Below are 26,146 nucleotides of genomic sequence, written 5' to 3'. Positions count from 1 at the left end.
AGTAAATTACTGCAGATTGCACAGAATATAAATAAGTTAGATAATATAATAATCTTTGTCATCCGTGAAATCTGTGGGAACATAATCAAATAGGAGCGGGTTTTAACCCGCTCTCTTATATTAAAAACTCGATCGGCTTTAGCCAAAACTTATCATTTAACACCAAAATAAACGAAATGTCACCAATCATCTCACCATCCGAACTAAAAAGTATTTTTCAGAATCCAAATCTTATCATCCTTGATGCCAGAGCAGGAAAAGATGTGTATCAAACCTATCTTGGTAAGCATATCAAAGGTGCCCGGTTTATAGATCTGGATAAAGATCTTGCCGAGATTGGGGAAAATGCCGCTTTTGGAGGAAGACACCCGCTTCCTGATGTTACAAAATTTGCTGAAACATTGTCAGATCTCGGAGTTTCAGAAGATGCTCATATTGTTATCTACGATGATAAGAACGGAGCCAATGCTGCAGCAAGAGCCTGGTGGATGCTGAGATCTTTCGGCTTTGATAATGTCCGGGTTCTGGATGGGGGCATACAGTCTGCCGAGAAAGAAGGTATAGAATTTTCGTCAGGTGAAGAAGCTTTTGAAAAAACTTCTGTGATCAAAAAAGAAGGCTGGCTTCTCCCAATTAAAAGCTTGGAAGCTGTTGAAAATGAGCTGTTAAACCGTTATTCAACTGTTGTTGATGTAAGAGATGCTTATCGTTACAAAGGTGAATCGGAGCCCATCGATCTGATAGCCGGGCATATTCCGGGAGCGATAAACATTCCTTTTTCGGAAAATCTTGATGAGACCGGAAACTTTCTGAAACCAGAAATTTTAAAAGAAAAATATACAGAGCTCTTAAAAGACAAACCTCAGCATCTGATCATCCATTGCGGATCCGGAGTTACGGCCTGTCATACCATTTTAGCATTGGAGTATGCGGGTTTTCCTACTCCTGACCTCTATGTTGGTTCATGGAGCGAATGGAGCCGTAGAGAAGGGAAAGAGATTGCGAGAGAGATTTAAAGGCTGGAAACTGGAAGATAGGGGCTGGAAGTTATATTAGTCTTATTATTTCTGATAGCTTGTTTTTAAAAACTATTATCTGAACTTACAAACAAAGATATTTAAATAGAAAAGCCCGGAAATTTCCGGGCTTTTTTATTGTATTAGTATAAAAAAGAGAGTTTTATATTGGAAGAGAGTGGCTTTACGAACTCTAAAAACTTCCATCCTCCCGCCTTCATCTTCCTTACTGAGTCTAAAGCATTCCCAATTCAAACTTCGCCTCTTCACTCATCATATCCTTGTTCCAGCTTGGCTCGAAAGTCAGTTCTAAGTCTACACTTTTCACGCCTTCCACTTCTCCTACCTTGTCTTTCACTTCCTGCGGCAGGCTTTCTGCAACCGGACAGTTCGGGGTAGTAAGGGTCATTATAATTTTTACATCGCCATCCTCGGAGATCTGTACATCATATATCAGTCCTAATTCGTAAATATCTACCGGGATTTCCGGGTCGTATACGGATTTTAAGACGCTGATGATTTCCTCACCAATGTCAGCAATTTGATCGTCTGTAAATTTCATTTTTTAATCTAGATTGATATTCCTTTTCAACAAATCTTCCTGACGCATCCGCCGGAAAACATTTGCCAAAGTTAAGACATCTTTTTCACAATAATCAACTATTCGCTGCAAGTCTTTTTCTATGTAGTAGATTGATGAAACCATTGAACCGTCTATATCATCTTTGGGTGTAGGAATTCCGAAGACATGAGCCAGCAATTCCAGGGAAACAAAACTTTTATAATCTCCGAATTTCCAAAGCTCCATCGTGTCAATATGCGGAATTTCCCAAGGCTTTTTTCCAAACATCTGGAATGGAATCGGAGGTTGGATGCCATTAATCAGGTATCGTCTTGCAATCCACGGAAAATCAAATTCTTTTCCGTTGTGGGCACAAAGGATCACGTTATTCAGTCTCGGGCTGTTAAAGATTTCTCCGAATTCCTGAAGTAATTTTTTCTCATCGTGGCCCGAAAAGCTTTTGATTTTTAAAGTTTCATTTTTTTCGACCATTCCGATGGTAATGCAGATGATTTTCCCAAACTCAGCCATAATGCCGGCACGGTCATAAAACTCTGCGGCAGTAACGTCTTCCTTTCTCTGGAACCTTGTTTTCTTGTCCCAGAGTTTCTGTTCTGTTTCAGGAAGTTCTTCCCATGATCCTGATCCCGGAACGGTCTCAATATCAAGGAATAAGATCTTTTCTAATGGAATGTGCTGTATCATATGTGTTTGTGTTTATCCTATTGGCATTCCGTTTTTTACGGGTAGTGAAGGAGTTAAAAGAGTAACTTCTTTTTTATCTTCACCATAAACTCCCATCACAAGACACTCACTGAAGAAATTGGCGATCTGTTTTCTGGGAAAATTCACGACGGCCATTACCTGTTTTCCTATCAATTCCTCCTTTTGATAAAGGGAAGTTATCTGTGCAGAGGATTTTTTAATTCCAAGATCACCAAAATCAATTTCCAGTTGGTAAGATGGGTTTCTTGCTTTCTCAAAATCGTTAACTGAAACTATCGTTCCGCATCGCATGTCTATTTTTTCAAAGTCTGTCCAGGATATTTCCGGCTTTATCGTCATGGTAATGAGTGGATTAAATGTTCTACTTCTAATTTCTCTGCTTCATATTTTTTCTGAAGTTCCGATCCTTCGCCCATTCTCCTGTAATATTCCAGTGCCTGGCCTCCAAAGAATTTCTTATAGTGATCCGAGACTTCCGGGATCTGCGGGAAAACTTTATGGAAAAGCATTTCATAATAAGCCTGAAATTCCCGTTCGTTTTTGTCTTCGATGACCTGTCCGGGAGCTTTCTGCCGTACATGGAGCATCTCATGGGCGACCATATTCAGGACAAGGTTCAGATCAAAATCAAATAAATTTTTCGGAATCATTACAGTTTGTGGGCCTCCCAACACTCCTTCTGCCGTCAAAAGCATAGAAGTGGGGGAAAGCTCTTCCCGGAATCCAAAACCTGCAAAGTTTTCATGCTCCAGGTCAAAGGAATGGATTAAAAATTTGGCGGCATCCAGAATTTGGTCGTGTTCTTTATAAGCCTCAAGATGTAAATTGATCTGCTCGAAATTCATTCAGAATATGTTTTAAACAAATGTATTAAAATATTTATAGTATTAGTTTCTCAAAATGAAATTTAGAGAAGGTTTGTCCGTACTGTTAATTCCATAAGAAGCGAATAATTTACAATGTAAAATGATAAAATAATAAAGGTGAAATTAATCAAATTGTGGTTTTTGAAATATAAATTACTGAATTATAATAATTTATTATTAAAATATTATGCATAATGACAAAATTAATTAAATTTACAAAAACATACATTATGAAAATATCCATTCTCTCGATTTCTTTATATAAGAAAACCTCAATTGATATTACTCTTCAATCCTCTAAACCTTAACCGTAGGAAAAATCTACAGGCGTATCGAAATATATCGATATGTTATCTTTTGATTAATTGCAGAAAAACAACAATTTTGCACAAAATTATTCTCGATAGTTGGAATTAATAATTGCATTAATAAAGTAAGATTCTAAAAACACATTAAACTAAAAGAAACTCAACTGTAAAAGCTATAATTTTTTAAGTATTAAAATGATGTATTGATGTAATCTAATCTTGTTTATTTGGATATAAATTAAGATTAACGGACTATTAAATTTAATTATTACTTTAAATTTTAAATTAAGAATATGAGAAAAGAAATACGCAAAATATTGATACTTCCCGTTTATTTCATTATCAATATATTTAATGCACAAATTGGCATTGGTACAAGCAATCCACAAGGGATTCTACATGTAGATGGTGCAAAGGATAATCCGGCTTCGGGAACATTAACACCAACACAAATTTCCAATGATGTTATTGTAGATAAAGCAACAGGTTTTATTGGAGCGGGGGTTCTGAATCCTCAGGTTCAGCTGGATATGAGATCAGCAGGAAGTGAAAACTCTCTTGGTTTAGGTACAACCACTATGTCGGCAGCAACAGCGGGTGCAGGGGCTACACGATACGACGTAAATAGTGTACCGGTAGGCGCTAAAATAGAAGTGTCTGACGGGGTAGCATGGAACAAAGCCTATATTGCCCCTCAAAAGGCGGTGGTTGTTCTTCGTAAAGTTTCAAGTCAGTCAATACCAACAGCTACTGCTACAACTATTATTAACTGGAACGAAGTACGTGACATGAGCAATAGTTTCGATCCCACTTCCGGTGAATTTACGGCTCCCCGGGACGGAACCTATACTTTCTTATTAACATTTAATTTTAACGGTGTAGTGATTAATGACGGTTCCAGAGTTGAATCCCAATTTTATAATCCCACTACAAGCACTGTTCTTGCCAGTGTATATAAAACTTTCGGTCAGTCTATGACAGGTACAGCAGATGACGCAAATTCTACACGTTCAACGCAGGCTGGAGGATCGAGTACCGTTACCCTTACTTTGACTGCAGGGACTAAGGTCAGTGTGAGGTTATATCAAAACCTTACTTCAGGTGCTATCCCACTTAGGGTTACCAGTAATGCTTCGGATCCTGCAAACCCGGATGATGGATTTAATAATTTAACCATAATAGAACACTAAGATATAGATCATGAAAAAGCAAATCGGTATAACTTATAAACTATTCGCTTGTATTTTATTTTTTTCTGCAATTAAAGCAACTGCACAAGTAGGTTTTTTTACTTCAACTCCTGCGCAACCTTTACATATAGATGCGGGAAAAGATAATGGTTCCGCTCCCGATGCAACAAAAATATCTAATGATGTTGTTATTTCATCAGAAGGCCAGATAGGCGTTGGCCTTTTAAATCCAGTTACTAAAGTTGACCTCCGTTCTTCGAACGACCAGAGAATCATTGGTTTGGGCAGTAATACACAGAGCCCTTCCGCAGCAGGTGGAGGAGCAATACGTTACAATGCCGGAGGATTTTTAGAATATTCTGATGGCGAACAATGGATAGCGCTGCCTCTAGCCCCTCCGACCAAAGCATTGGTGAATGCCAGCAAAGCCTCTGCACAAAGCATTTCAAGTGCTACTACAACGGTCATTACAGGCTGGACGGAAACCGTTGATTTAGGCGCCGGCGCCGGTGGGGACTTCGATCCTGTAAACGGAATTTTTAAAGCTCCACGTGATGGTTTCTACCTTGTTTCTTTTAACATTACCCTGGCTAACGGAAATATACCCAAAAATACATATATAGAAACTGCCATAGAGAGCAGTCAGAGCACTAATAACATCCCTGTTTTTAAAACTATAAATTCCTATCCTGCTTTTCAAGCTGGTGCAGTAAGTAATTTTATAGGAGGCAATTGTAACGCTATTTTCAATCTTAAAAAAGATGATACTATACAATTTAGTGTGAGACATAATATAGGGAGTGCCCGAAACACTCTAAATGACGGTAAATTAAATAATTTAAGTATCAGTGAATTGTAAAAAATATATGATGATAGGACCAAAAAATAGAATAAAAAGATTGATCAGTGTCTTTATTGTTTTACCAATTGCAGTAACACAGATAAATGCCCAGATAGGAATAGGAGGGGTATCCAATCCCACCAATCCTGTCGAAATTAAAACAGATGCAGGTAATATTATCATTACTAATTCCGGAAGAATAGGTGCACTGACAGCTAACCCAAAAGTAGCCCTGGATTTACGGGGCGGTATCAATAACGGGACTATAGCTATTGGAAATACTACAAAAACAGCTGCTCAGGCTGGTGCCGGTGCACTACGATATGTGGCCAGTCCTGCCATAGGGGTAAAGGGTTATTTAGAATTTTCCGACGGTACAAATTGGGTAAGCTTTTTCCCTAAAGGAAAACCACGTATTATAGTAATGGCAAGTAAGACCACTCAGGATACCTATGTATTTGAAAGTGCAACTCCTTCAGAAATAGGTCCTAAATCTGGTATTGTCCAGAGAAGGTCTTCTTATTTAACCAATTGGACAGAAAAACTAGACTCTGATTCGGGTGTTCCAACTTCCAACTTCAATCCTGCCACAGGTGAATTTATAGCACCGCGTGACGGTGTATATTTTGCGACTTTTACATTTGCATTACAGTCCAGTCAGGTAAATACCGGTTCTAATAATCAGACAGAGGCGATTTGGGAAGTCAGAAACTCGGCAGGCACCATCACCCAGAGAGTAAAAACAAATAACGGATATTCTTCTGATACCGGAGGAAGCCCCAATGCCGTACCAGTAGGTTCAGCCTGTACTGTGAGTGTTTATTTAAATAAAGGCGACAAATTAAGACCTTTTACCTGGATTACAGTAGCATTTGATGGTACAGTCAGTCAGTTTGATGTCTCAGGAAGTGGGGTTTACAATGCGCTTACAATTGTTGAACAGTAAAATCATTTGAATAATTTAATTATAGCGGAAATGTTAATCATATGAATTTAATAATGCGTTGAGCTGTGACTTTTCCGATTGATACTACTGACTTTATCAACAATTTCTTTAATTCCTATATTTTAAAGTATCAGTTTGAAGCTCGCGAAACCAACGATATAGAAAGAGCCTGGCACAAAGCCAGGCTCTTTCTTTAGTAAAGATAATAAATTGGTTATGGATGTTCGTTTCTAGCTTTTATAACAAGATTGACAAGATCAGAACCACCACTTGCAAAGTTTTCACTTGGGTTATGAGCACTTTGAGTTGCTACAGCATAGGGAGCTCCATCCCAATATCCCCAGAACGGGCCACCGCTTTGTCCGGGCCAGATATCTGCTTTGTGGGTCATGCTTTCATTGTCATCGGCACTCCAGAAATCACCGTCTAAGGCAATACCGGTCTGATAGGTTGGTCTTTGGGTTCCCGTTAAGTCTCCGGGATAGCCTGCATGCGTCCAATAGGCGCCACCATCCCATGAATCGGAATATGATTTTGCCCCCAGCCATCCAGTACTGTTTCCGATAGGCCTGTCCAGCACAATCACTACATAATCATATTGAATTTCTGTAGAATCTATCGTAGGTCCGGCTACTTTGTACTTATAATAGGTTAATGTTCCCCAGGCGCTTCCGTAAGGAGCACTTCCGTTATAATACATTGGCGTAAATTTTAACCAGCCGGTGCTGTTGTTAGGTTGCCAGTCTACAATATGGGCACAGGTCAGGAGGTGTCTTGGACCAATCATTACCCCGCTTCCTGAGCCTAAAGCACTTTCTACTCTTCCCACACATCGCCACGGATAGGCTGTAGAATTATATACTTTTCTCTGATCGGGACCGAATATAGTTTTTACCCCTTCTGCGGATAAGAAAGATTCTCTGTCAATGAATTTTGGTTTACGGTCCTTCCTGGCTTCCAGTTTAGGCTGGTATTCAAAATCTGAATGGGTAGGATAGAAGTGATCGGTTTCCAGAACTGTTCCTTCTGCAGCTTTTTCAGTGGCAGGCATTCCGATCGATTTCATTCCTTTCGGGAAAGATCTACCGTTAATGATTTCCATGGCAGGTCCCTGGTTGGTTAGTTTTTCGGCATTTGCCAGTTTTTCAGTTGATTTTGCTTTAACGGTTTTAAGTCTTGATACTTCTTCCGCTGTCATTGGTTTGGTATTGTCGGTTTTAGACATGATGATTAGTTTTTAATCAGTTTTTTCCTACTCTTTGGATGGCTTTTCGGATTCCGCCAGTGATTTGATTTATGAGAATATTTTTTGAGAAAATTCTGCTATAATGCTTTCTGTCTGATTGATCTGGGCTGCTCCCATCGCAGCTAAAGCAATAGCGATTTGTTTATCAAGTGTTTTTCTGACAATATTGCCATTGGTTGCCCGCAATATTTTACAGAAATGATAAGTGAAGTAGCCTCTTATCTGGCCACTTATATTTCCTTCCATGGATACCTGATTGTCTTTGGATGCAGCCCATAAAGTATGATTCATTCCGGCAACGGGAACCAATGCTTTGGTCATGGAGGTTGCCTTTTTAGAATTTTTAGAGGACTGCATTTCGCTGGCATAGGTCATATAAAATTCATCTTCCAGCATAGGCGGAATGAAGCGGGGCGTCTCATAGGAAAGCTCTAAATCCAGTCCGAGTTCCATTTTTCTGGTTCCTGTTCCGGAATGGCAGCAATCGAAAATCACTTCCAGGTTAACACCTGCTTTAAGTTTACTGAGAACAGCTTTGAAATCATCATCACGGATTACGCCTGCACTTGCATAATCGTGAGGGCAAATTGCTTCATCCAGACCGTCTATTTCCAGATCTGTCCCGATATTGGCCACTCTGGTTCCGTGCCCGGAATAATAAAAGACAAGTGAATCTCCTTTTACACTGCTGTTGACCAATGCTTTCAGATAATTCAGTATATTAGCTCTTGTGGCGTTCTGATTGGTGAGGATTTTAATCTTTGCCGGATTAAATCCGCAAATCACCAATGTATTTGCCATATCCCGGGCATCGTTCACACAGCCGTTTAAGTCCGGGCCGCCTGATCCTATGGGGGCATAGTCATTAATTCCTATTACGAGTGCTTTTTTCATTTCTATTAGTTTTTAAATTTTTCCCTACTCTATTTTGGCTTTTCGGGTTCTGCCATCATGGATTAGTTTTACAGGACAAAATTCTATAATTCAACAGAGCGAAAACAGAGGGAAAGGACTGATTGTGTGGTAGGTAAAACCCCTTTTTTGATGAATTGAATGAGATGGTGATCTTTGTAGGTAAAAATTCATTTTAACGCAAAAGACCATTTAGGTAGCGCTTAGTTTTGAGGAAGGCAAAGGGCTCTACTTCCGTCTTTGATGAAGCAGCCGGATAAAACATGGGCTTAACCGAATCAATGAAATTGATTCTTGCTTTGCTTCTTTTATTCTATGACGGCACCAAAATCCGGCTTTGCGTGGAAAAAATAAAGTATGCTTTTCTACAACTGAACCATTTTATAACGGATAAAGGGAAAACAAAAAATCCGGTAAATTTTACCGGATGAATGATTGAGTTGTTTCGGACTATGTAAGTTTAAAAAGGAAAATTCACATTAGCACAAGTCGTGTTTTAGGGCAAAAAGCACCAGACCAACCCTGTTTTTTATTTCTAATTTCGTGAAAACAGAATCCCTGTAGCCGTCAATAGTTTTTGGACTGAGGAACATTTTGTCAGCTATTTCTTTGTAAGTAAGTTCACTGCAGGCCCATTTTATAAATTCTCTTTCCCTGTCTTTTAATTCGGAAAGGAGAGATGCATTTTTGATGTCTTCTGTTTTTACCTTTAATAATTTCTGGGCGACGAAATCAGTATAAAAGCTTCCTTTGTCAAAAACGGTATCTATCGCCTGAAAAAGAATGGAGGGCTGCATATCTTTCAGCAGATAGCCTTTTGCTCCTGCCTTCAGCATTTTGATAAGTACTTTTTCATCGTCCTCCATAGTCAAAGCTATTACTTTTATGTTGGGATGATGTTCGGTGAGCCATTCTGTAGTTTCTATACCATTTTTATAAGGCATATTGATGTCCATCAATACTACAGCGGGTAATTCTGAAGCTTTTTCTATGGCGGCAATAAAATCTTCACCGTTGGGATAGTTCATAATTACGCTGTACTGAGGATTTTCCATGATCATATTTTCCAATGCCTTGGACATTAACGTATGGTCATCAACGATAGCGATGGGAATAGTTTTCATATGAAGTGTTTATAATAAATTATTGAGGTCTGTGTTCCTTTATCAATTTCCGACAGTATGGAAAATTCTGCATGGATAAGCTTTGCTCTCAGCTCCATATTCTTCAGTCCCGAGCCATCCTGTATTTTAGACGTATTAAAGCCTTTTCCGTTATCTGAAATATGGATGCGCAAGGCTTCATGATCGTCTTTCAAACGGATAGATACATTTTTGGCCCTGGAATGCTTTAAAATATTATTGATGCTTTCCTGAATGATCCGGAAGAGGATCAGCCCATGTTTGGGAGAAATATCAATGTCCTGTTTCTGGGTGATGAATTCTATTTTTAATAATTTTAATTTCTGTATTCTTTTTACTTCTCTTTCAATAGATTCCGTCAATCCGAAATGAATGATCTGCTCCGTAATCAGGGTTTTAGATAGATTTCTGATATCCTGGATACATTCACCCAATAATTCACTCAGTTCGTTCAGCTCTTCTTTTTCTGTGTTGTTCAGTTTGGTAATAAGCTGGTTTTGTCTCAAGCGGACCACGGAGAGTTTTTGACCAACATCATCATGTAATTCCTGCCCGATGTAATTCAGTGTCTGTTCCTTTATTTCTACCTGTGAGGTTGCCAGTTCTCTTTCAAAACGCATGTCTTTTTCTTTCTGCTCGATCAGAAGGGTTGTTTTCTTTTTGATAAAGACCACATAGATGAAGATCATCATCAAAACGACAATAAGTAAGGTAATAGTAAAGGTAATGACCAAATTATTTTCTTCCATACTTTAAATCTATCTAGGTTTGTTTGGTCTGTTCCATATTAATCCCAGCATGAGTATCCCGTTACTGATAAGGTTCAGCATAAATAATATAAAAAAATAGATATGCTCTGAAACGGTAGTCCTGAAATACAGGATCGGAATACTCCCGATAAAAAGAATCAGCAAAGAGACTGAAATCCAAAAAGGTAAATAACTGTTGATTTCCAGTATTTTATCAGAATTAAAGGTCTGGTATAAAAATAAAATAATGGAAAACAGTAACAAAAGGATATCGGTATACAGCATATTAAAAGAAAAATGATGCAGCAGGTCCTTTTCTGTATAAAGCATTACAACAATATTGGCAATAAAAAGGATTAAAAGAATCAGCTGTAATTTTTTTAAAACGGGCCAATACAGCAATTGAAAATAATACAGCAAATACAGGAAAAATACAATCATTAAAAAGCCTATCACAAAAAATATTTCAGTAGACCGGTGAGTAGATTTAAAATAGAAATAGCAAAAAATATCAATCAGAGAAAATAATATATACCCTGCAATAAAAAATAAATTTTCTTTTCTGATTTTTCTGTATTTAATGATCATCAAGACTATGACTACAAGGGATATCGCCATAGATATTTGTTTCCCTATTTCTATATTCCAGTTCATGGCTTTATTTTTTACGGCATATCTGCAGTGGACACTTTAGGTGGTGGGGCGAGATTGGTCATATTCAACACTTCCATCTCCTTTACATTTATATTTTCATCTGTGGATATCATTGCTCTGGACACTGTTGCTGAGTTATCTCTTTTCATATTTTGAGCAGTAGGAACTAGGAAGATGGTCTGATAACCGGCATATTCCGGTTTTGCCATTTTGTTTTTTGGATGATTCATAGGGTATTTTCCCATATAAATTCTGATTCCCGGATTTTTCAGGTGCTGTTTTTTGGCAGTTTCTTTTACATACTTAAGATACCCTTCCATATCTTCTAAAGAAAACCAGTACCAGCGTGAATCTGGTTCTCCGTTTCTGTATTTTGTAAGAACTGCATTGTTGGTTCTGGAATATTCATCATAAAGTATCCGCCCTTCACGGTAGCTGATCAGTTTCTTTTTATAGCTGTCGCTTACAGGTTCTTTGGGCGGTTCGGAGCAGCGTGTGCAGCTTAGCATACAAAAACTTAAAATAAGCAGAGCAAGAAGCAAGCTTAGATTTTTAAATAAAAAAGGAGTTTTCATTTTTATGGTTTTTAATTTTATAATACAAAATTAGGGAACTGCTCAGCTCTATAAAAGGGGGAAAACACTGTTTTTTACTTAATAAATTTACGACTTTTTTGATTTGATTTTCAGTAATATGGGCATTTGTTGATCAATTTTCGTTTGTTATTATCCTTAAGGTTAAATTTCTAGGCCCATAATTAATTATATGGCTACTCTCTGGATAGATTTTTTAATAAACTAAATGTTTAGTTGGTGCTAAATATTTGTTCGTAAGTCATATGACGATACTTAACTATACTCTAATGCATTATACTTATAGCTGCCAGTTTAATCTTATTAAGTTAAATATTCAATTTTAAATTCAAAAAATATCTAAAAACTTATTTTCAATACGTCAAGTTCTGTCGCTTTCGGCTCTGATATTTGCTTCAGAAAACAAACACAAATGAAAATAGACATTAAAAAGCTTGGTGGATATCCATTAGCGGACACCACCTTAAAAAATAAGGCTAAAATGGCAAATCATAAGAAAATGATTTGCAACCTATCATTAATTCATACAAATTATCAAAATCACAAAAATGAACAATATTGAAAACAATGCTGCCGAATTACCAGCAGAAAACACACTAACGCAGACCCTTTTCAGGTTCGCTACCATGCGTAATGCTGAGTTATCTGATCACGAAAACAAAGAAAGAAGATTTATTTTCAGAGATTATACCACTCAAAAAGGAGTCATTGATCCTAGAGTTGAAGCTGGCGAATCTTTGCGGAAAGTCTGTGAAGAAATTACAGGTCTAACAATCGAAACTGAAGAATCTTTAAAAGCTCAGGATGTAGCATTCTATGAACTTGCCGTTTGGGTGGCAAGAAATAAAGCCAAAGCCACTAAAGAGGAATTTGATGCTAAAATCAGCCATTATAGAGAATACCAGCAACAAATTATTCTTATCGATTCTAAAATCTGGGATAACCTTGTTTATCAGGTGGTTACTCAAAAAGATTTTTACGCGAAAGAAACATTAATGCAGCTTTTACATTTGGATCATATCTTAAGATATTATGACGGTTTTAATCAGGCCCGATATGAATATGTGATAAAAGCAAAAGTAGTTCTTCCAAAAGAACTTTTCAAGGCCGGAAGCGGCTCCCAGGCAATGAGTTTCTCCAGGATTGCTGTCGCGGCAGAAGGAGAGCTGGGTGAACCTTTCTACAACGAACAAGGCCAGAAGTATACAGAAGCAGTGGGTAATCTGCATCTGAACCAGGATTTATCAGCATCACTGAATAAGCTGGAAAAAGTTTATCAGAAACAATATCAGGAAGCCTATAAAGTCGCCTATGAAAGTTATCTGAAAGAAGTAAAGCCCATTCAGGCCGACTATCAGAAACAGTTATCAGAAACAGAGAACAGAAAAAAAGTTATTGAAAACAGAGTTAAATACCTTACCGAGCTGAGCATTGCTAATCCTGAATTATTTGATTCAAATCCGGACTCAAAAGAAGAGTTATCCAGATTGAATGAAGAGCTTTTAAGCCTTCATGTATCTCCACTTAACTTACCGGAGTTTAGCTTTGAATTCAGGCCGGAAATCAATCCTGAAGAACTGGAACGTGCTTTAACCGATGAAAACAAGTATGCATTAAGCAGAATCTTCGGAGCAGAATCTGTCAGTGAGGCTTTAGAAGGAGTTTCTACTTTTGCAGAAGTTTCCGGAGCCGTTACACAGGACAGTCAATTACAGCAACAGCAGATCCTAAACAATACAGTGCTTAACCAGCCTACATTTACCAATATGGGAGGCATTTTAGTTCCTGTTACCAATTCACTGAATAATAACGGAGTTATTCCCTTCACGACAACGACTCGCAGGGTTCCGCTTATGCCTGGTATTGGACATTCAATAGCTGTTACTACGGATATAAACCAGCCCAAATCTATTATTAGTGGAAATTATCAGGTTAAAGTAGGCGGGCAGACCATTGCGTCAGGTTCCGGTACCGACCCGTGGAGTGGTGCGGCTAACGTAACTTCCCTTTTTCACAATAATAAAATTCCCCATGTGGATATTGAAAAGATAGAGGTTATAGAGCTGGAAGGAGATGTTGTCTTAAGTGACGGGCTTTCCTATACGATGCAGGCGACATTAAACAGGACCAATGATGATGTACATTTATTTCAGGGACGCGGAATATTTACCCCTAAAGACAGGGTTACAGATCCGACGGACCCGGAAAACCCCTCCAATCCCAATACCCCTGAAGGCCCATTTATTCCCTCAGGCTTCGGGATGAAAAATATCGGTATTGCCGACTATCGAAAAGTAGAGCAAAGTACCTATTGTTATGTGGAAGGAGATGTTGCACACATCGAAAACATTATGGCGAGAGAGTATAAAGAAAAATCAACACGAAGACTTAAACGCAGTGAATCCCAAACCACCAGATCATCAGAATCTGAAAAAGAAAAGCTGACAGATACAACTTCTACCGAAAGACATGAAATGCAAAGTGAAGTTTCCAAAATACTTCAGGAATCCAAAGATTTTGCCACACAGGCAGGCTTTAATGCTTCATGGGGGGCAGGTGCTTCATATATGTTGAGCACCGCAGCAAATTATGCCACCCACAATTCCAAAGAAGAAAGTAACCGTCAGGCAGTCACTGATGCCAAAGATATAACAGCCCGGGCGCTGGACAGGATTGTTACCAAGGTGAAGGAAGAGCGTATTGATAAAATTCTGGAAGAATATGAAGAAAATAACAAACATGGATTTGACAACACCAGAGGAAGCAACCATGTGGTGGGCGTTTACCGATGGGTAGATAAAGTGGTGAAAAACCAGATCTATAACTATGGTAAGCGTATGATGTTTGAATTTATGATTCCCGAACCGGCAAAGCTCCACAATTTAGGAATGAAAGCCAGCAAAACCACGGAAAACCTATTAATAAAGCCTATAGACCCCAGGACATCCACCGTGAATAAGATGGAGAATTTTGCATCATTGGATGGAGCTTCAGGAGAGCAGATTTTGAAATACTGGTTAAGCAAATACAAGATAGATATTGATAAAAAACCAGAAGAAATCATTTATGTAGGTAAGGCTTTTTCCAATACAGCCGCGGATTCAGACGGAAGATCAGAATATGATGAAGCTATCGCCGGCGGTGCAGAAATCCAAATCCCTGAAAACTATGTAACCGTTGCGGCTACAGGAGTAATACAGACAGGAGGAGAAGGAGTATTAGGCCATTATTTAAGAATTGGAGGAGTTTATATGATTGGCTCTGAAATGCCAATTAATAATTTTTATCAGGTAGTTCCTGTTTCCTTCTCATTGATTGGAGCTCATGCAATTGATGTCAATGCAAGTGTAAAATGCAAACTGACTACAGAAGCTAAAAATGAATGGCTCCAGAAAGCTTTTAATAAGATCATTGAAGCGTACGAAATAGAATTAGGCAAATATGAAGCTGCTTTAGCAGATGCAAAAGCATTAGGTGCCCAGATTAAAGGTTCCAACCCAGGCTTCTACAGAAAAATAGAAAATACCATCCTGAGAAGAAACTGTATTTCCTATATGCTGAATCAAAATCCAAATGCAGAATTAACATTCGGGAAAAATAAATATTACCAGACAGATAATTCTACGGAAAGCTTTACCAATACCGAGATAAAAGTAGATGAAAGCCTGGACAGATATGCAGCCTTTGTAAAATTCATGGAACAGGCTTTCGAATGGGAACTCATAAGTTATTATTTATACCCTTATTATTGGGGCAACAGAGCCAATTGGGCGGATCTTTATCAATTTGATGATAATGATCCTGTATTCAGAGCCTTTATGCAGTCGGGGATGGCAAGAGTGATCGTTACGGTAAGACCGGGATTTGAAGAAGCGGTAAGACATTTCTTAGCTACAGGACAAATCTGGAACGGTGGAGAAATTCCGGTAATTGATGATCCGTTATTCTTGTCTATTGTAGACGAGTTGCGTTCACCAAAAGGCACAAAAGAAGGAGAACCATGGAGGGAGAAGATTCCTACTTCGCTTACTATACTTCAGGCAGATTCTATCGGTTTGAAAGTGGAAAAAGCATTACCGTGTAATTGCGAACCAGGAGTGAAATTCGATGATAATCTGGGAGAAATGTGTGAAAGCAATTTTGAAACCAATACGAATCTTCTGGGCGTTCAGGAATCAGGTACATCTTCTGAGCAAGTGATTTCCGGAGATTGGGCCGCGCCAATTAATTAATCACAATTAACCAAAAAAATAACAATATGTCTAATATAGGAAAAATTATTAGGGTAAATGCATTACCTCCGCAGGGAGAAAGAGAAACAAATGTCATTTACCAAGTAGCTGCACCCGGTGCAGCTACTTATACAGACTATGCCATCGATGAAAACGGGGATATGAAAACTCCGGCAGCAGATCCTGCTGCACAAAACCTTAGTGATGACCGCGTTAAAATTACTGATCCTGATCTGGTGTCCGAAGGATTTTTAAACCAGGCGCAGTTCAATCAAAATATAAATGAAGAGCTGGATCATAAGCTCAATGCCCCACTGATTGACGGTAGCCTGCAGGATTTTACAAAAATTGTAGGGCTGGATGTTAATGGGAATACGGCAAAACTGCCTGCCGGGGATTTAGGAAAAAATGTTGCCAATTCCTCTCTTACTACAGTGCCCGGTGCCGGATTAACATTGGGTGCCAACTGGGAACTGAATACTTCAGGACTTTATTATTCGATAACCGGATTAGCTGATGCTTCGAATGATACGACTTTCAATATGTTATTAGCTCAAAATGCTTCGGGCAGAATAGGAAAATCAAACGGGAAAGGAGCATTTGTAAGCCTGCCCAACCAGTTAACAGAAAGCGAGAAGATAGCTTGGAAGACAAGTATGAATGGGGGGTGGACTACAAACACAATGAGTGTAGCCGTTATCTTGCCACCAATCGTTGATAAACAGGATAGAGATTACTTTATCACATTAAAAGGGGCTAACTTAAATCTAAATCCGGCCAGCTTTTCCGTGGAGATTATGAATAGTACAGGTACAACCGTGATAGCTACCGTACCGAATTCACAGGTACAATTGTATACTAATGGAATTGATCTTGTGTTTTACTACAACTTTAAGAATTTACCTCTTGGAAATTACAAAATCAGATTATGGAATGGGGTAGCTTACTACGTCACCAATCCTACAATCAATGTGATCGACTTGCTTACACCTGTCAGTTTATCTGGGTTAAGCTGGAACATGCTAAATAATACGACAATATGCCCTGTCGTAGATCTTACAACAGCTTCGGGAACATCAATACATAGGGCGCGAAATACTAATGAACAATTTGTAGGAACAAATCAGGATGCGGTTTCCTTCAAGAGTGAAGTTCTCATTCCTTCAGCAATTGCGGATGGGGATTTCTACCTTGAAATAACGAATACGACATCTGGTGTAAGCTATTATGATGGGGCATTTGGTTATGATTATGGTTTGGTAGATGCAGCTCAGCCACTTTCTCATTCTATGCAGATCCTGGCAGGAATAAGAAGGAATTTCTTCTTTGATGAAAGAATTCTTCCGGATAATATTTTCGTAAGTGGAAGTAATACCAATACCTCAGTAGGATTAAATAGAACGTCCAAATTATACATTACAAAAAAGGGTAATATCGTCAGCATGAGCAGCATTAATAATGGTCAGCTTACCACGGTTGTATCCACGTGGTTTCAACCTAACGGTGTAGACTTGGCCTTTTTCGCGAATTTTAATAGTTATAACAATAGTAATAGCAATAACGGAGCGAATATTCAAACGGATATTTACATTAACACACTAATCCAATTATAAAATTATGAACGAACAATTAAACATATCAACGCAAGTACAAGACTTAATCAATGACATCGAAAATGTTGAATTAAATCTTGCAGAATTACCATTATCTGAACATCCTAAGCTTCCGCAATTCAATAGAAGTATTCGTGTTCTGGATATTGATGCCAAATCTAAACAGCAGTTTATCTGCTTCAGATATGAACAGGTGCTGAAAGACAAAGAAACCGGTGAAGAGATCAATATATCTCTTCCTGCCCCGGAGTGGGTCATCTATAAGGAAACATGGAGCTATCTCCGTGATAATTACGGCGAACCAATTGAGCTGCCTTTGGTTGAACCTACAGATGACATGGCAGCCGACAAGGTGAAAGTTCACAGTTATCAGTATATGCTTTGGCTGCTGAAGAATAAGAAGGTTGGCTTTACGGAGCTTCTGGCTTCTTACCTGGATGAATTTGTGAAAACCCACAAAGAAGCACTGGACAAGCTTTCCTAAGAAGTATTAATGAATGGCAGAGCGTAATGCTCTGCTTTTTTCAAAAAATGGAAAAAATTATGGAAACACTTGAACTTAGAGAAATAACCAGTAAAGATTGGCGTACCGATGATTATATAAGAAAGCAGCTGTTATGTAACAAATTAAAATACAACAATGAGTTAATCAGACATCGTATTCTGGACTATAACATAAACGACTATGATGGAATTGCGGAAGAAAAGTATATAAAGGATAATAAAGAAAATATCATTCGGTTAAAAACTTACCTCAATAAAAATAAGGAAATTGTAGATCTCGTGCAGCAGCAGTGTGAAATAAAATTTATTATCAATGCTTCAAAAGAAAAAATTTCCTGCCAGCTTATTTATTTTTATCACAGAGATGCTAATAAAGTAGAACTCAGGAGAAAGAAAGCAATTATATTGGAAACCTTTTCTTACGAGGAATTCAGGAATTTGGTAATACATGTCGGCTATGATGATTTTGAGAATTATACTGAGTATAAAAACTACTTCACGGAAATTTTTAAATCCAGTTTTCTAAAAGCAAAAAGTGCTCTGGAACTAAAATTCCTTTATACCCATACTCCTGAATTTATTCTTAGGGGAATGGCTCTTCAAGATGAAACTGTATTTGGGCATTTGCTTGCCTTAACCAAGCTTGATGATACAGGGGTTTTCAGCGGGTGGAAAGACGGCAGCTCCGCATTGGTAAACGTATTAAAAACTTTTTCAGGACATACTTTTCTGCTGGAAAAATTTAAATCTGATCCTGAGCTTTGTAATAAAATCTACTATGGCTTAGACGGGATAAGTTATATTGATGGAAAACCACAGCCAAACAGAGTGATTTTTGCTAATATCCTGCAGCAATTCTGTTTATTTTCCCAAAACCGTCCAAAATCAGGAGCATCGACGTTTCTAACAGGGAAAGGTTACAAAATTAACACAGATGTAATGGAGCTATCTGGAAACTGGTTGGGTTTCGGACAGTCTGATTCTAAAACATTTTTCCTGCAACAGCAGCAGGAATACATTTCCGATGAGCCGGCAGAATATGAAACAGATGATTTAGGAATTACTACTACTGTAAAAAGCCAAAGCAGGATGAAAAATCTGAATGATGGAGCACAATATCATCCATTGGAAATGGTATATTTTGTAAATGAAAAAGAAAAATACATCAATCCGGAAACTGGTGAGCAAATGCCACCGGTAACCATGATTGTTCCTGCTATTTATGTAAAAGCAATGGCTGATGCTGAAAAATGGGAAGAAATAAACTACTTTATTCGTATTACAGCAGATATTTTGGCGGTTACCCTTGGAATTGTTACATTGGCGACCACAGGAAATCCATATCTGATATTGGCTGCTATGGCAGATCTTAGTTTGGCAGGAATAGATCTTACTGTACAGGCGCTTCGACAGGAGATTGCAAAATTACCCGGAGGGGAGCGTTTCCTGAAAGACTGGGATCTTATTTATGGAGTCGGGGGTGTTATTATTGCCGCTCCTCAGCTTATAGTATCTGCTTACAGAGGTATTTTTGTACTACTCCCAAAAGCAGCACAAAATGTGCAGCAAGGTTTGAAAGCAATGGCAATTTCCTTATTTTTGGATTTGAATAGTGGAGTTTTTCAAAGAAAAGACCTCCGTGTGTTTAGTCCTACAGAATGGGTAATCCCAAGCGCAGGGTTCTTTTCAAAAACGTCGGAATGTGATGCTTTAGTTCAGAATGGTGCATTCTTTATGGAACTGGATGCGGCTGCAATTATGGAAAACATCAACAAAGGAATTAATCCTGATGTAATAGGAGCCATTGGCAGTAATAGAAAATTTGGACTAATCTATAATGGTGAGATTGTTGGACAAGGAAGCCGTTATGATAAAGCATATCAAAAAATTTTACAAGACTTAAAAAAAATAAGCTACAGTTCTGAAGAAGTCGGGAAATATTTAGAAAGCCTATTTAACAGAAGAAGAATTGTTTCCGTAGAAGATGCTTCACTTTTAGGAAAAGCACCAGAAAAAGGAGTAAAAATGTCTTTAAATTTGTTTGATGAATTTGGAAATAATATAGGACAACTTGTAAGATCACCAAATAAAAATGAGCTTTATTATAAGTTAATTTACAGAGGTAAAGAAACAGATATTAAAAGTATGATTAAACTTTTGGACGATAAATATAAATTGAATGATCTACCAATAAAAGATGGTGAACATTTGCTATATGGAGATCTGAATATTCCGAAAGAAATCACGGATAAGTATTCTGGTTTGGGACAAATTATCTATGAGGATGGATTAAGGTATTTCTTAAACGCTAAGAAATATGGTAGAGTAGATGGAACGGTAAGTGTTTGGATAAAGGCTGATATTTATACAGACTATGGTGGACAATCTGTAAACTTGGAGCAATTCTGGAGAGCAGTTGATAAAGGAATGCCTTATGAACAAGCCGCGTTTGAAACTTTTGCTGGAAAACAAGCCAAGAAGTTTGGATTTTCTAAGGTAAGGATCTTAGATGATGAAAAAATAACTAGAAATTATGTAGAACTTAACTTTTTAAAATAATTTACTTATGCGAATTAATATACATAACACTCCTAAAAGTAATAAAACAACAGATGAATGGATAAGAACTGATGAATACAGAGGCTCATCGTGGAGAAATTTTGCTTTTGCAGAAGGCTTGGCATTAGATTTATTTAGAGAAAAACTATCAAAAGTTCCGTTTAAAGATGATCCTTTAAGCAAAGAAGAAATACAAAAATTAAAGATAATTCTTGAAAATAAAATTAAAGAACTTTTGTCTACTAGAATTCCAGAACCTGACCAAAGAATTAAAATAGAGTTTTTAGGACAAATAATAGGTTTAAACGGAACTCCAATGGGTAGGAATGTCCAAGATAACTGGATTAATAATTTTTTTAGAGCTTACAAAATTTGTGAAGAATGTTTGGAAGAAAATAAGCCTGTTTATTTGAGTATTACAGAGGAAGATTAGTAATAATCCGCTCAAGCAGTTGAGCGGATTATTCATTTTATGTTTTATGAATAACGGAACGCTCCGCTTATTTCAAATGACAGAATGGGTAATCCCAAGCGCAGGGTTCTTTTCAAAAACGTCGGAATGTGATGCTTTGGTTCGGAATGGTGCTTTCTTTATGGAACTAGATGCGGCGGCTATCATGGAAAACATTAATAAAGGAAATGGGATTAATCCGGATGTTATAGGTGCAATAAGCAGCAATAGGAAATTTGCATTAGTCTACAAAGGGGAAATTATAGCTCAGGGAAGTCGGTATGACAAAGCTTACCAAAAGACTTTAATGGATTTAAAAAGAGCAAGCACTAATGCAGAGAAGGGGAGAAAATATTAAAGGATCTTCTATTTGAGAGAATTTATATTAAATATGAAGGTCAGTTTAAAATTAAGTTTCATCATCACTTTGACGGAGAAATTTTAATTAAACAAAAAAGTGGAGAAGATGTTTTAGAACTTTTCGGAGCACATAACCACGATGTGGTAGGGACTAAAATACAATTAGGTCCTATAAGAAAACCACCGGGGATAAACAGTTTTCATGATTTACCAGATGATATTCCCTTCAAAGCTAATGTAGAAATGAAATATGGAAGTGGTATTGTGAAAAAGAAAAATACATCTTCTTTCTTTCCAAAAAACTGGGATATTAAAAGGGTTAAGAAAGAAATTGCATTGGTATATAATGAAATGCTGAAAAGTGGGAAAGTATATGATCCAAGAGCTACAAATAGAAAATTTGACTTTTTATGTAGTAATGGTTCGTTTAGAATTCAAATTGAATTTGACGAGCTAGGAAATCTTACAAGTGCATATCCAATTGTTAATTAGCAAAATAAATATAAAAATGAATTATAAATTTAGAAAAGTGAGTTATAGTGCTCCTAGTATAGAACCTCTTTGGCAATATGGAGTAACAGTATCAAATGAAACAATTTCTGCTTTAGAACAAATTGAATCTTGGGCTTGGACATCCGAAGAAGTTCAAAGTATGCTTGATGAAATCAATTCAATAACACCAGGAAATGATTTTGAGTACTCAGTTGAAGGGGGACATTTATTAATAGTTTCAGATAAAGAAGAAACACATTTGTTTAATCTTCTTAATAGATCTCAAAAAAAAGCAGACATTATTTGGCCAACCGAAAAATTTATTCAGTTTTTAAAAGAGTTCAAAGAGTTTTTAATAAAAGAAGGAAAATAACTTTAATTAACGGCAACTTATGGTTGCCGATTTTGTTTTTAAGATCTTTGTTTGTTTCAACAAACAGAATGGGTAAATATAACCGCTCAATTTTGAGCGGTTATATTTTTTTGATACCATTTCAATTTCCATAGTTTTGGATCTGAATAGCGGAGTTTCGAGTTCATCTAAATACTTGGAAGCCAATTTTAAATATAATTATTTTACAAAAGAACTGTTTTAAGGACTTTATTTTTATAATCAAAAATAAATTTTAATCTATAGAAACGTTTTGAACTTACTTTATCGTCAATAGAAGTTGGAGGAAATTTAGCTGAAACAACGAGTCGCTTTAGCTCATTTTTTATTTTTTCGCTTTTCCCTTTTTCAATCTTGATATTAGATACATTTCTATTTTTTTCTACAATAAAAGAAAAAACAAAAATACTTTCTAAAGGTATTTTATCATTGCCCAAAATAGTAAAATCAAAGGAATTAGATAGTTTGTCAATTTTAAAATATACTATATTATCATCAACATTATAATTTGCAGGTATTTCCTTAAGATTTTTTGATGGCGGTGGCGGTGGGTTCTTGCCATTTCTTTCCTCTTGTCCATAAAATAGAAAACTATAAAAAATAAGAAGTAAAAAAAGGATTTTTTTCATGAGAATTACTGTACTTATTCAAATATACTGATTTTTAATATATAAGATCAATTTCCGTATTTGAACGCCGGAGGGTTAAAAAAAAGATCTTCGCTTGTTTCAACAGACAAGAATGGGGTAATCCAAAGCGCTGGGTTCTTTTCAAAAACTTCGGAATGTGATGCTTTAGTTCAGAATGGCGTATTCTTTATGGAGCTGGATGCAGCAGCTATTATGGAAAATATAAACAAAGATATTAATTCGAATGTTATTGGTGCAAAAAAAGAAATAGGGAATTTGCATTGGTTTACAAAAGGAAGATTAGATTACATTAAATCCCCACTAACGCAAATCCTCCGTCGGTTTTTTATTTCCAAAAAATAAATTTCAAAATTTTATTCACAGTAAACCAGCGTATTATAAAATATTTTCATTCTTTTTTCAAAATCCCACGCAAGATTTTCCAAAAAACGGATTTTATAGATGAGTACTCAATACAATTAATGTTTAATGTAAAAAAATAATGAAATGAAGAATTCAATAGTACTTAAGGTTATTACGACCGTTTTAATTTTATCAATCATCTTCTCCCTGTTCTCGTGCATGAACGAGGACAGGATAGAAGTACCACCCGTAAAGCTGGAAGACGTTAACGGTAATTATAGAGGAAGGCTTATCACAGTGCAGGGAGAGTTTAGGTCGGAAAAAGTTGTAGACTTTAAAATAAAAAAAGATACCCTCACATTTCCGGAATTTCCTTTAAAAGAAATTGTAATGGCGGTAGTAAAAGATCCAATAAAAACACAGAGCGCCATAGCGGCAATGGGAAAAGTGAAATATAATCTGAATTATACAATGGTATTAAATGCTGATAAAAACTGGGTAGAACTCACTTTTGCACCAAAAGTTCTTGAGCTTCAGATTCCGGTAGATGGAGTGACCAAAAAGACAGTCGTAACAATCGCGGCAAAGCAAAAAGGATACTTTGTGGGGCTGGACCATACGCTGAGATTTGCCTTGGCAGCAGAAAAAATAACAGTAAATGGAACAGAATTGAGTCCTTTCGAGGCAATTAACTACAATTTCCCATACTGCATAAAAACTAATTGATAAGATAATATAAACAATAGATTGTGGTTTGCCGGATGCGGTCTATTTTTGCGTTAAAATTTTAATCGGTGCTAAACCGGACCTGGTCGTACATGGAAGAAAACAAGGAGCAGATTTTAATAAGACGCCTTCTCACGAAGGAAGAAGCTGCCTGGAAAGAACTTTTCGGAAACTATTCCGGAAGCCTTGCCGGGGTCTGTTCCCGTTATCTTTCAGGAAAAGACGATGTTCATGACGTTCTTCAGAACAGCTTTATCAAAATGTTCCGCTCCATAGCAACATTTGAATACAGAGGCAACGGTTCTTTGAAAGCATGGATGATCCGGATCACCGTAAACGAAGCTTTAAAGCATATAAAACAGCATTCCGGCATAACAACAAATGATGATCTCACAGAATTTCCAGACATTCCCAATGATGAGGAACCGGATCTCGAGGAAATTCCCCAGGCAGCCATTATGAAAATGATACGCTCTCTTCCTGATGGATATAGAACCGTTTTTAACCTGTTTGTATTTGAGAAAAAAAGCCATAAAGAGATTGCCGGGCTTTTAGGAATCGCAGAAAATTCTTCCGCCTCACAGTTTCACAGGGCAAAAGGACTGCTGATCCAGAAAATTAAAGAATTTAAAATGTCAAAAAAAGCACAATATGAATAATCGGTGGCTCAATGATCTGCACAGGAAAATGGAAGACCACGAAGAGGATGTTCCGGATGGGCTGTGGGAAGATATTAAAGATGAACTTTTTTCCGGAGAGGAAGAGAACAGAATGGCCGGGGGGATGATGCTTGAAGCTGATGATAAAAAAGAAAGTACAACAACTATTTCTGTAACTAAAAAAAGCGCTCTGTTCTACCGTATTGCTGGAATGGCTGCTGCTATTGCCATGCTCTTCTTTACAGGAAAGCTTTTACTGGAAATGAATGCAGAAACAGAGCCTAAGATAGCAGTACACTCTGAAAATACCGGTCACATTAAAACAGAAAGCAAAAAAATCACAGAATCAGTAAAGGCAGGTACAAATGAGCAGGTCATTACCAACTCAGGTGAAAAACATAGCGGTCAGGGAAATATATTAATAAGCAATGTTCATTCGCGCACTATTTTAGAAAATATATTTAACAGAACCATTGATAAGGAAATACCCGTGCTTGTGGAAAAGCAAAATAATTTAATCCCATTGTCAAAAAAAGAATCACCTCTTTACAATATATCTCCTTCATTTGGTGAAAGTCCGGAATTAAAAAACAAACAGGATGACGGAAAAACTTTTAATAACTATGAAAATAAACTTCCGGAAAAGTATGCCGGCAGCGATAAACCTAAAATTTTAGGTCGTCAGTCAAAAAAATGGATGCTGAGCATGCTTACAGGAAATGTTTCCTCAAATTCTTCCGAACAGAAGTTCCCGGGCTACACCTCTATGAGCGGAAGCCCCATGACTTTTAGTGATTTCTGGATCTCCGGTACAGAGCCTGATCCGCTTACAGAAGTTCTGCTGGCTAATCAAAGCAAAGAAGTTGAAGCAAGGATAAGACATAAAATACCCGTTACATTTGGTGTTTCCGTGTATTATAACCTGGGGAAAAAATGGGGAATAGGAGCAGGTATTAATTATACAAAACTTACCTCAGAACTGCACTCCGGAAGCAATTCAAATTATATAAAAGGGGATCAGAGCATTCATTATATAGGCATTCCGGTGCAGCTAAACTACAATGTCATTCAGAAAGGACGCTTTACAGGATATGTTACCGGTGGGGTACTTGCCGAAAAAGCTGTAGCAGGAAAACTTAAAACAAAATATATAGTAAATGATGAGGTGCAGGACGAACAGGATGAACGGCTTGATGTGAAACCTGTACAGTTTTCAGTGAATTCGGCGGTAGGGCTGCAGGTAAAAATTATTGATAAAATCGGCATATATGCAGAGCCGGGAATAGGATATCATTTTAAAAATGACAGCCAGCTTAATACCATTTACAAAGAAAAACCATTAAACTTTAATATGAAGTTCGGAATCAGACTGTTACTGGACTGATATCACTGAGTAAGACTAAGATAAACCATTAA

General features: G+C 37.3%; 26 protein-coding genes. 15 read left to right on the top strand and 11 right to left on the bottom strand.

Annotated elements, in window-relative coordinates; genetic code table 11:
• Positions 1-176: 176 nt before the first annotated feature.
• A complete protein-coding gene (locus AC4IFE_RS15465; protein WP_490758038.1) occupies positions 177-1,016 on the top strand; it encodes a sulfurtransferase in 840 nt (279 codons plus the stop codon).
• A 235-nt stretch (positions 1,017-1,251) separates the two neighbouring features.
• Here the strand turns inward: AC4IFE_RS15465 and AC4IFE_RS15460 are convergent, their stop codons facing one another.
• Genes AC4IFE_RS15460 through AC4IFE_RS15445 form a run of 4 tightly spaced genes read right to left on the bottom strand, consistent with a single transcriptional unit; the run spans position 1,252 to position 3,149 of the window.
• Positions 1,252-1,578 carry an SUF system Fe-S cluster assembly protein gene (locus tag AC4IFE_RS15460; protein ID WP_111954157.1) on the bottom strand — a complete coding sequence of 109 codons (327 nt, stop codon included), beginning with the start codon at positions 1,576-1,578 and terminating at the stop codon, positions 1,252-1,254.
• A 3-nt stretch (positions 1,579-1,581) separates the two neighbouring features.
• A complete protein-coding gene (locus AC4IFE_RS15455) occupies positions 1,582-2,283 on the bottom strand; it encodes a 3'-5' exonuclease (protein WP_490758037.1) in 702 nt (233 codons plus the stop codon).
• Between the two features lie 12 nt (positions 2,284-2,295).
• Positions 2,296-2,643: a tRNA-binding protein gene (locus tag AC4IFE_RS15450; protein ID WP_490758036.1), complete on the bottom strand. Its 348-nt coding sequence runs from the start codon at positions 2,641-2,643 to the stop codon at positions 2,296-2,298.
• Positions 2,640-3,149 carry a hypothetical protein gene (locus AC4IFE_RS15445; RefSeq protein WP_490758035.1) on the bottom strand — a complete coding sequence of 170 codons (510 nt, stop codon included), beginning with the start codon at positions 3,147-3,149 and terminating at the stop codon, positions 2,640-2,642. Before AC4IFE_RS15445 ends, AC4IFE_RS15450 begins: the two co-directional genes overlap by 4 nt.
• Before the next feature lie 622 nt (positions 3,150-3,771).
• Here AC4IFE_RS15445 and AC4IFE_RS15440 point away from each other — a divergent pair.
• The 3 genes from AC4IFE_RS15440 to AC4IFE_RS15430 are packed head-to-tail and all read left to right on the top strand — an operon-like array spanning position 3,772 to position 6,455.
• Positions 3,772-4,668: a complement C1q domain-containing protein gene (locus tag AC4IFE_RS15440; protein ID WP_490758034.1), complete on the top strand. Its 897-nt coding sequence runs from the start codon at positions 3,772-3,774 to the stop codon at positions 4,666-4,668.
• Between the two features lie 10 nt (positions 4,669-4,678).
• A complete protein-coding gene (locus AC4IFE_RS15435) occupies positions 4,679-5,527 on the top strand; it encodes a hypothetical protein (protein ID WP_490758033.1) in 849 nt (282 codons plus the stop codon).
• 7 nt (positions 5,528-5,534) lie between these two features.
• A complete protein-coding gene (locus tag AC4IFE_RS15430; protein WP_490758032.1) occupies positions 5,535-6,455 on the top strand; it encodes a hypothetical protein in 921 nt (306 codons plus the stop codon).
• A 214-nt stretch (positions 6,456-6,669) separates the two neighbouring features.
• On the opposite strand, the gene AC4IFE_RS15425 is transcribed toward AC4IFE_RS15430, so the two are convergent.
• From AC4IFE_RS15425 to AC4IFE_RS15400, 6 genes are all read right to left on the bottom strand, one after another.
• Complete coding sequence (locus AC4IFE_RS15425) at positions 6,670-7,680, bottom strand: trypsin-like serine peptidase (protein ID WP_490758031.1); 1,011 nt, start codon at positions 7,678-7,680, stop codon at positions 6,670-6,672.
• 69 nt (positions 7,681-7,749) lie between these two features.
• A complete protein-coding gene (locus AC4IFE_RS15420) occupies positions 7,750-8,595 on the bottom strand; it encodes a caspase family protein (RefSeq protein ID WP_490758030.1) in 846 nt (281 codons plus the stop codon).
• 497 nt (positions 8,596-9,092) lie between these two features.
• Positions 9,093-9,737: a response regulator transcription factor gene (locus tag AC4IFE_RS15415; RefSeq protein ID WP_490758029.1), complete on the bottom strand. Its 645-nt coding sequence runs from the start codon at positions 9,735-9,737 to the stop codon at positions 9,093-9,095.
• Positions 9,734-10,504, bottom strand: a complete 771-nt coding sequence (locus AC4IFE_RS15410; protein WP_490758028.1) for a sensor histidine kinase — start codon at positions 10,502-10,504, stop codon at positions 9,734-9,736. Before AC4IFE_RS15410 ends, AC4IFE_RS15415 begins: the two co-directional genes overlap by 4 nt.
• 9 nt (positions 10,505-10,513) lie before the next feature.
• Entirely contained in the window at positions 10,514-11,158 is a 645-nt protein-coding gene (locus tag AC4IFE_RS15405; RefSeq protein WP_490758027.1) for a hypothetical protein, read from the bottom strand.
• A gap of 11 nt (positions 11,159-11,169) precedes the next feature.
• A complete protein-coding gene (locus AC4IFE_RS15400; RefSeq protein WP_490758026.1) occupies positions 11,170-11,733 on the bottom strand; it encodes a hypothetical protein in 564 nt (187 codons plus the stop codon).
• 566 nt (positions 11,734-12,299) lie between these two features.
• Between AC4IFE_RS15400 and AC4IFE_RS15395 the strand changes: the two genes are divergently transcribed.
• From AC4IFE_RS15395 to AC4IFE_RS15360, 8 genes are all read left to right on the top strand, one after another.
• Positions 12,300-15,983, top strand: a complete 3,684-nt coding sequence (locus AC4IFE_RS15395; protein WP_490758025.1) for a hypothetical protein — start codon at positions 12,300-12,302, stop codon at positions 15,981-15,983.
• Positions 15,984-16,009: 26 nt separating this feature from the next.
• The gene (locus AC4IFE_RS15390; protein ID WP_490758024.1) at positions 16,010-17,596 is read left to right on the top strand and encodes a hypothetical protein; all 1,587 of its coding nucleotides are present in this window, start codon (positions 16,010-16,012) and stop codon (positions 17,594-17,596) included.
• A 4-nt stretch (positions 17,597-17,600) separates the two neighbouring features.
• Entirely contained in the window at positions 17,601-18,080 is a 480-nt protein-coding gene (locus AC4IFE_RS15385; protein WP_490758023.1) for a hypothetical protein, read from the top strand.
• Between the two features lie 59 nt (positions 18,081-18,139).
• Entirely contained in the window at positions 18,140-20,659 is a 2,520-nt protein-coding gene (locus tag AC4IFE_RS15380; RefSeq protein ID WP_490758022.1) for a hypothetical protein, read from the top strand.
• Positions 20,660-20,666: 7 nt separating this feature from the next.
• The gene (locus tag AC4IFE_RS15375; protein ID WP_490758021.1) at positions 20,667-21,092 is read left to right on the top strand and encodes a hypothetical protein; all 426 of its coding nucleotides are present in this window, start codon (positions 20,667-20,669) and stop codon (positions 21,090-21,092) included.
• 46 nt (positions 21,093-21,138) lie between these two features.
• Positions 21,139-21,468 carry a hypothetical protein gene (locus AC4IFE_RS15370; RefSeq protein ID WP_490758020.1) on the top strand — a complete coding sequence of 110 codons (330 nt, stop codon included), beginning with the start codon at positions 21,139-21,141 and terminating at the stop codon, positions 21,466-21,468.
• Positions 21,469-21,611: 143 nt separating this feature from the next.
• Positions 21,612-21,962 carry a hypothetical protein gene (locus AC4IFE_RS15365; RefSeq protein ID WP_490758019.1) on the top strand — a complete coding sequence of 117 codons (351 nt, stop codon included), beginning with the start codon at positions 21,612-21,614 and terminating at the stop codon, positions 21,960-21,962.
• Between the two features lie 16 nt (positions 21,963-21,978).
• Complete coding sequence (locus tag AC4IFE_RS15360; RefSeq protein ID WP_490758018.1) at positions 21,979-22,335, top strand: hypothetical protein; 357 nt, start codon at positions 21,979-21,981, stop codon at positions 22,333-22,335.
• Positions 22,336-22,538: 203 nt separating this feature from the next.
• Here AC4IFE_RS15360 and AC4IFE_RS15355 read toward each other — a convergent pair whose 3' ends face one another.
• Positions 22,539-22,982: a hypothetical protein gene (locus AC4IFE_RS15355; protein WP_490758017.1), complete on the bottom strand. Its 444-nt coding sequence runs from the start codon at positions 22,980-22,982 to the stop codon at positions 22,539-22,541.
• A 507-nt stretch (positions 22,983-23,489) separates the two neighbouring features.
• On the opposite strand from AC4IFE_RS15355, the gene AC4IFE_RS15350 reads away from it, so the two are divergent.
• The 3 genes from AC4IFE_RS15350 (at position 23,490) to AC4IFE_RS15340 (ending at position 26,114) form a co-directional block, all read left to right on the top strand.
• Positions 23,490-24,071, top strand: coding sequence for a DUF4840 domain-containing protein (locus AC4IFE_RS15350; RefSeq protein ID WP_490758016.1), 582 nt, complete (start codon positions 23,490-23,492; stop codon positions 24,069-24,071).
• 92 nt (positions 24,072-24,163) lie between these two features.
• Positions 24,164-24,730, top strand: coding sequence for an RNA polymerase sigma factor (locus AC4IFE_RS15345; protein ID WP_490758015.1), 567 nt, complete (start codon positions 24,164-24,166; stop codon positions 24,728-24,730).
• On the top strand, positions 24,723-26,114 hold the full coding sequence (locus tag AC4IFE_RS15340; RefSeq protein WP_490758014.1) for a porin family protein: 1,392 nt from the start codon (positions 24,723-24,725) through the stop codon (positions 26,112-26,114). The genes AC4IFE_RS15345 and AC4IFE_RS15340 overlap by 8 nt, the downstream gene beginning before the upstream one ends.
• Positions 26,115-26,146: the final 32 nt, after the last annotated feature.

Source organism: Chryseobacterium sp. UF-81, from assembly GCF_058245105.1.
Note: the sequence above shows the minus strand (reverse complement) of the source record. Positions and strands in the feature narration are given on the sequence as shown.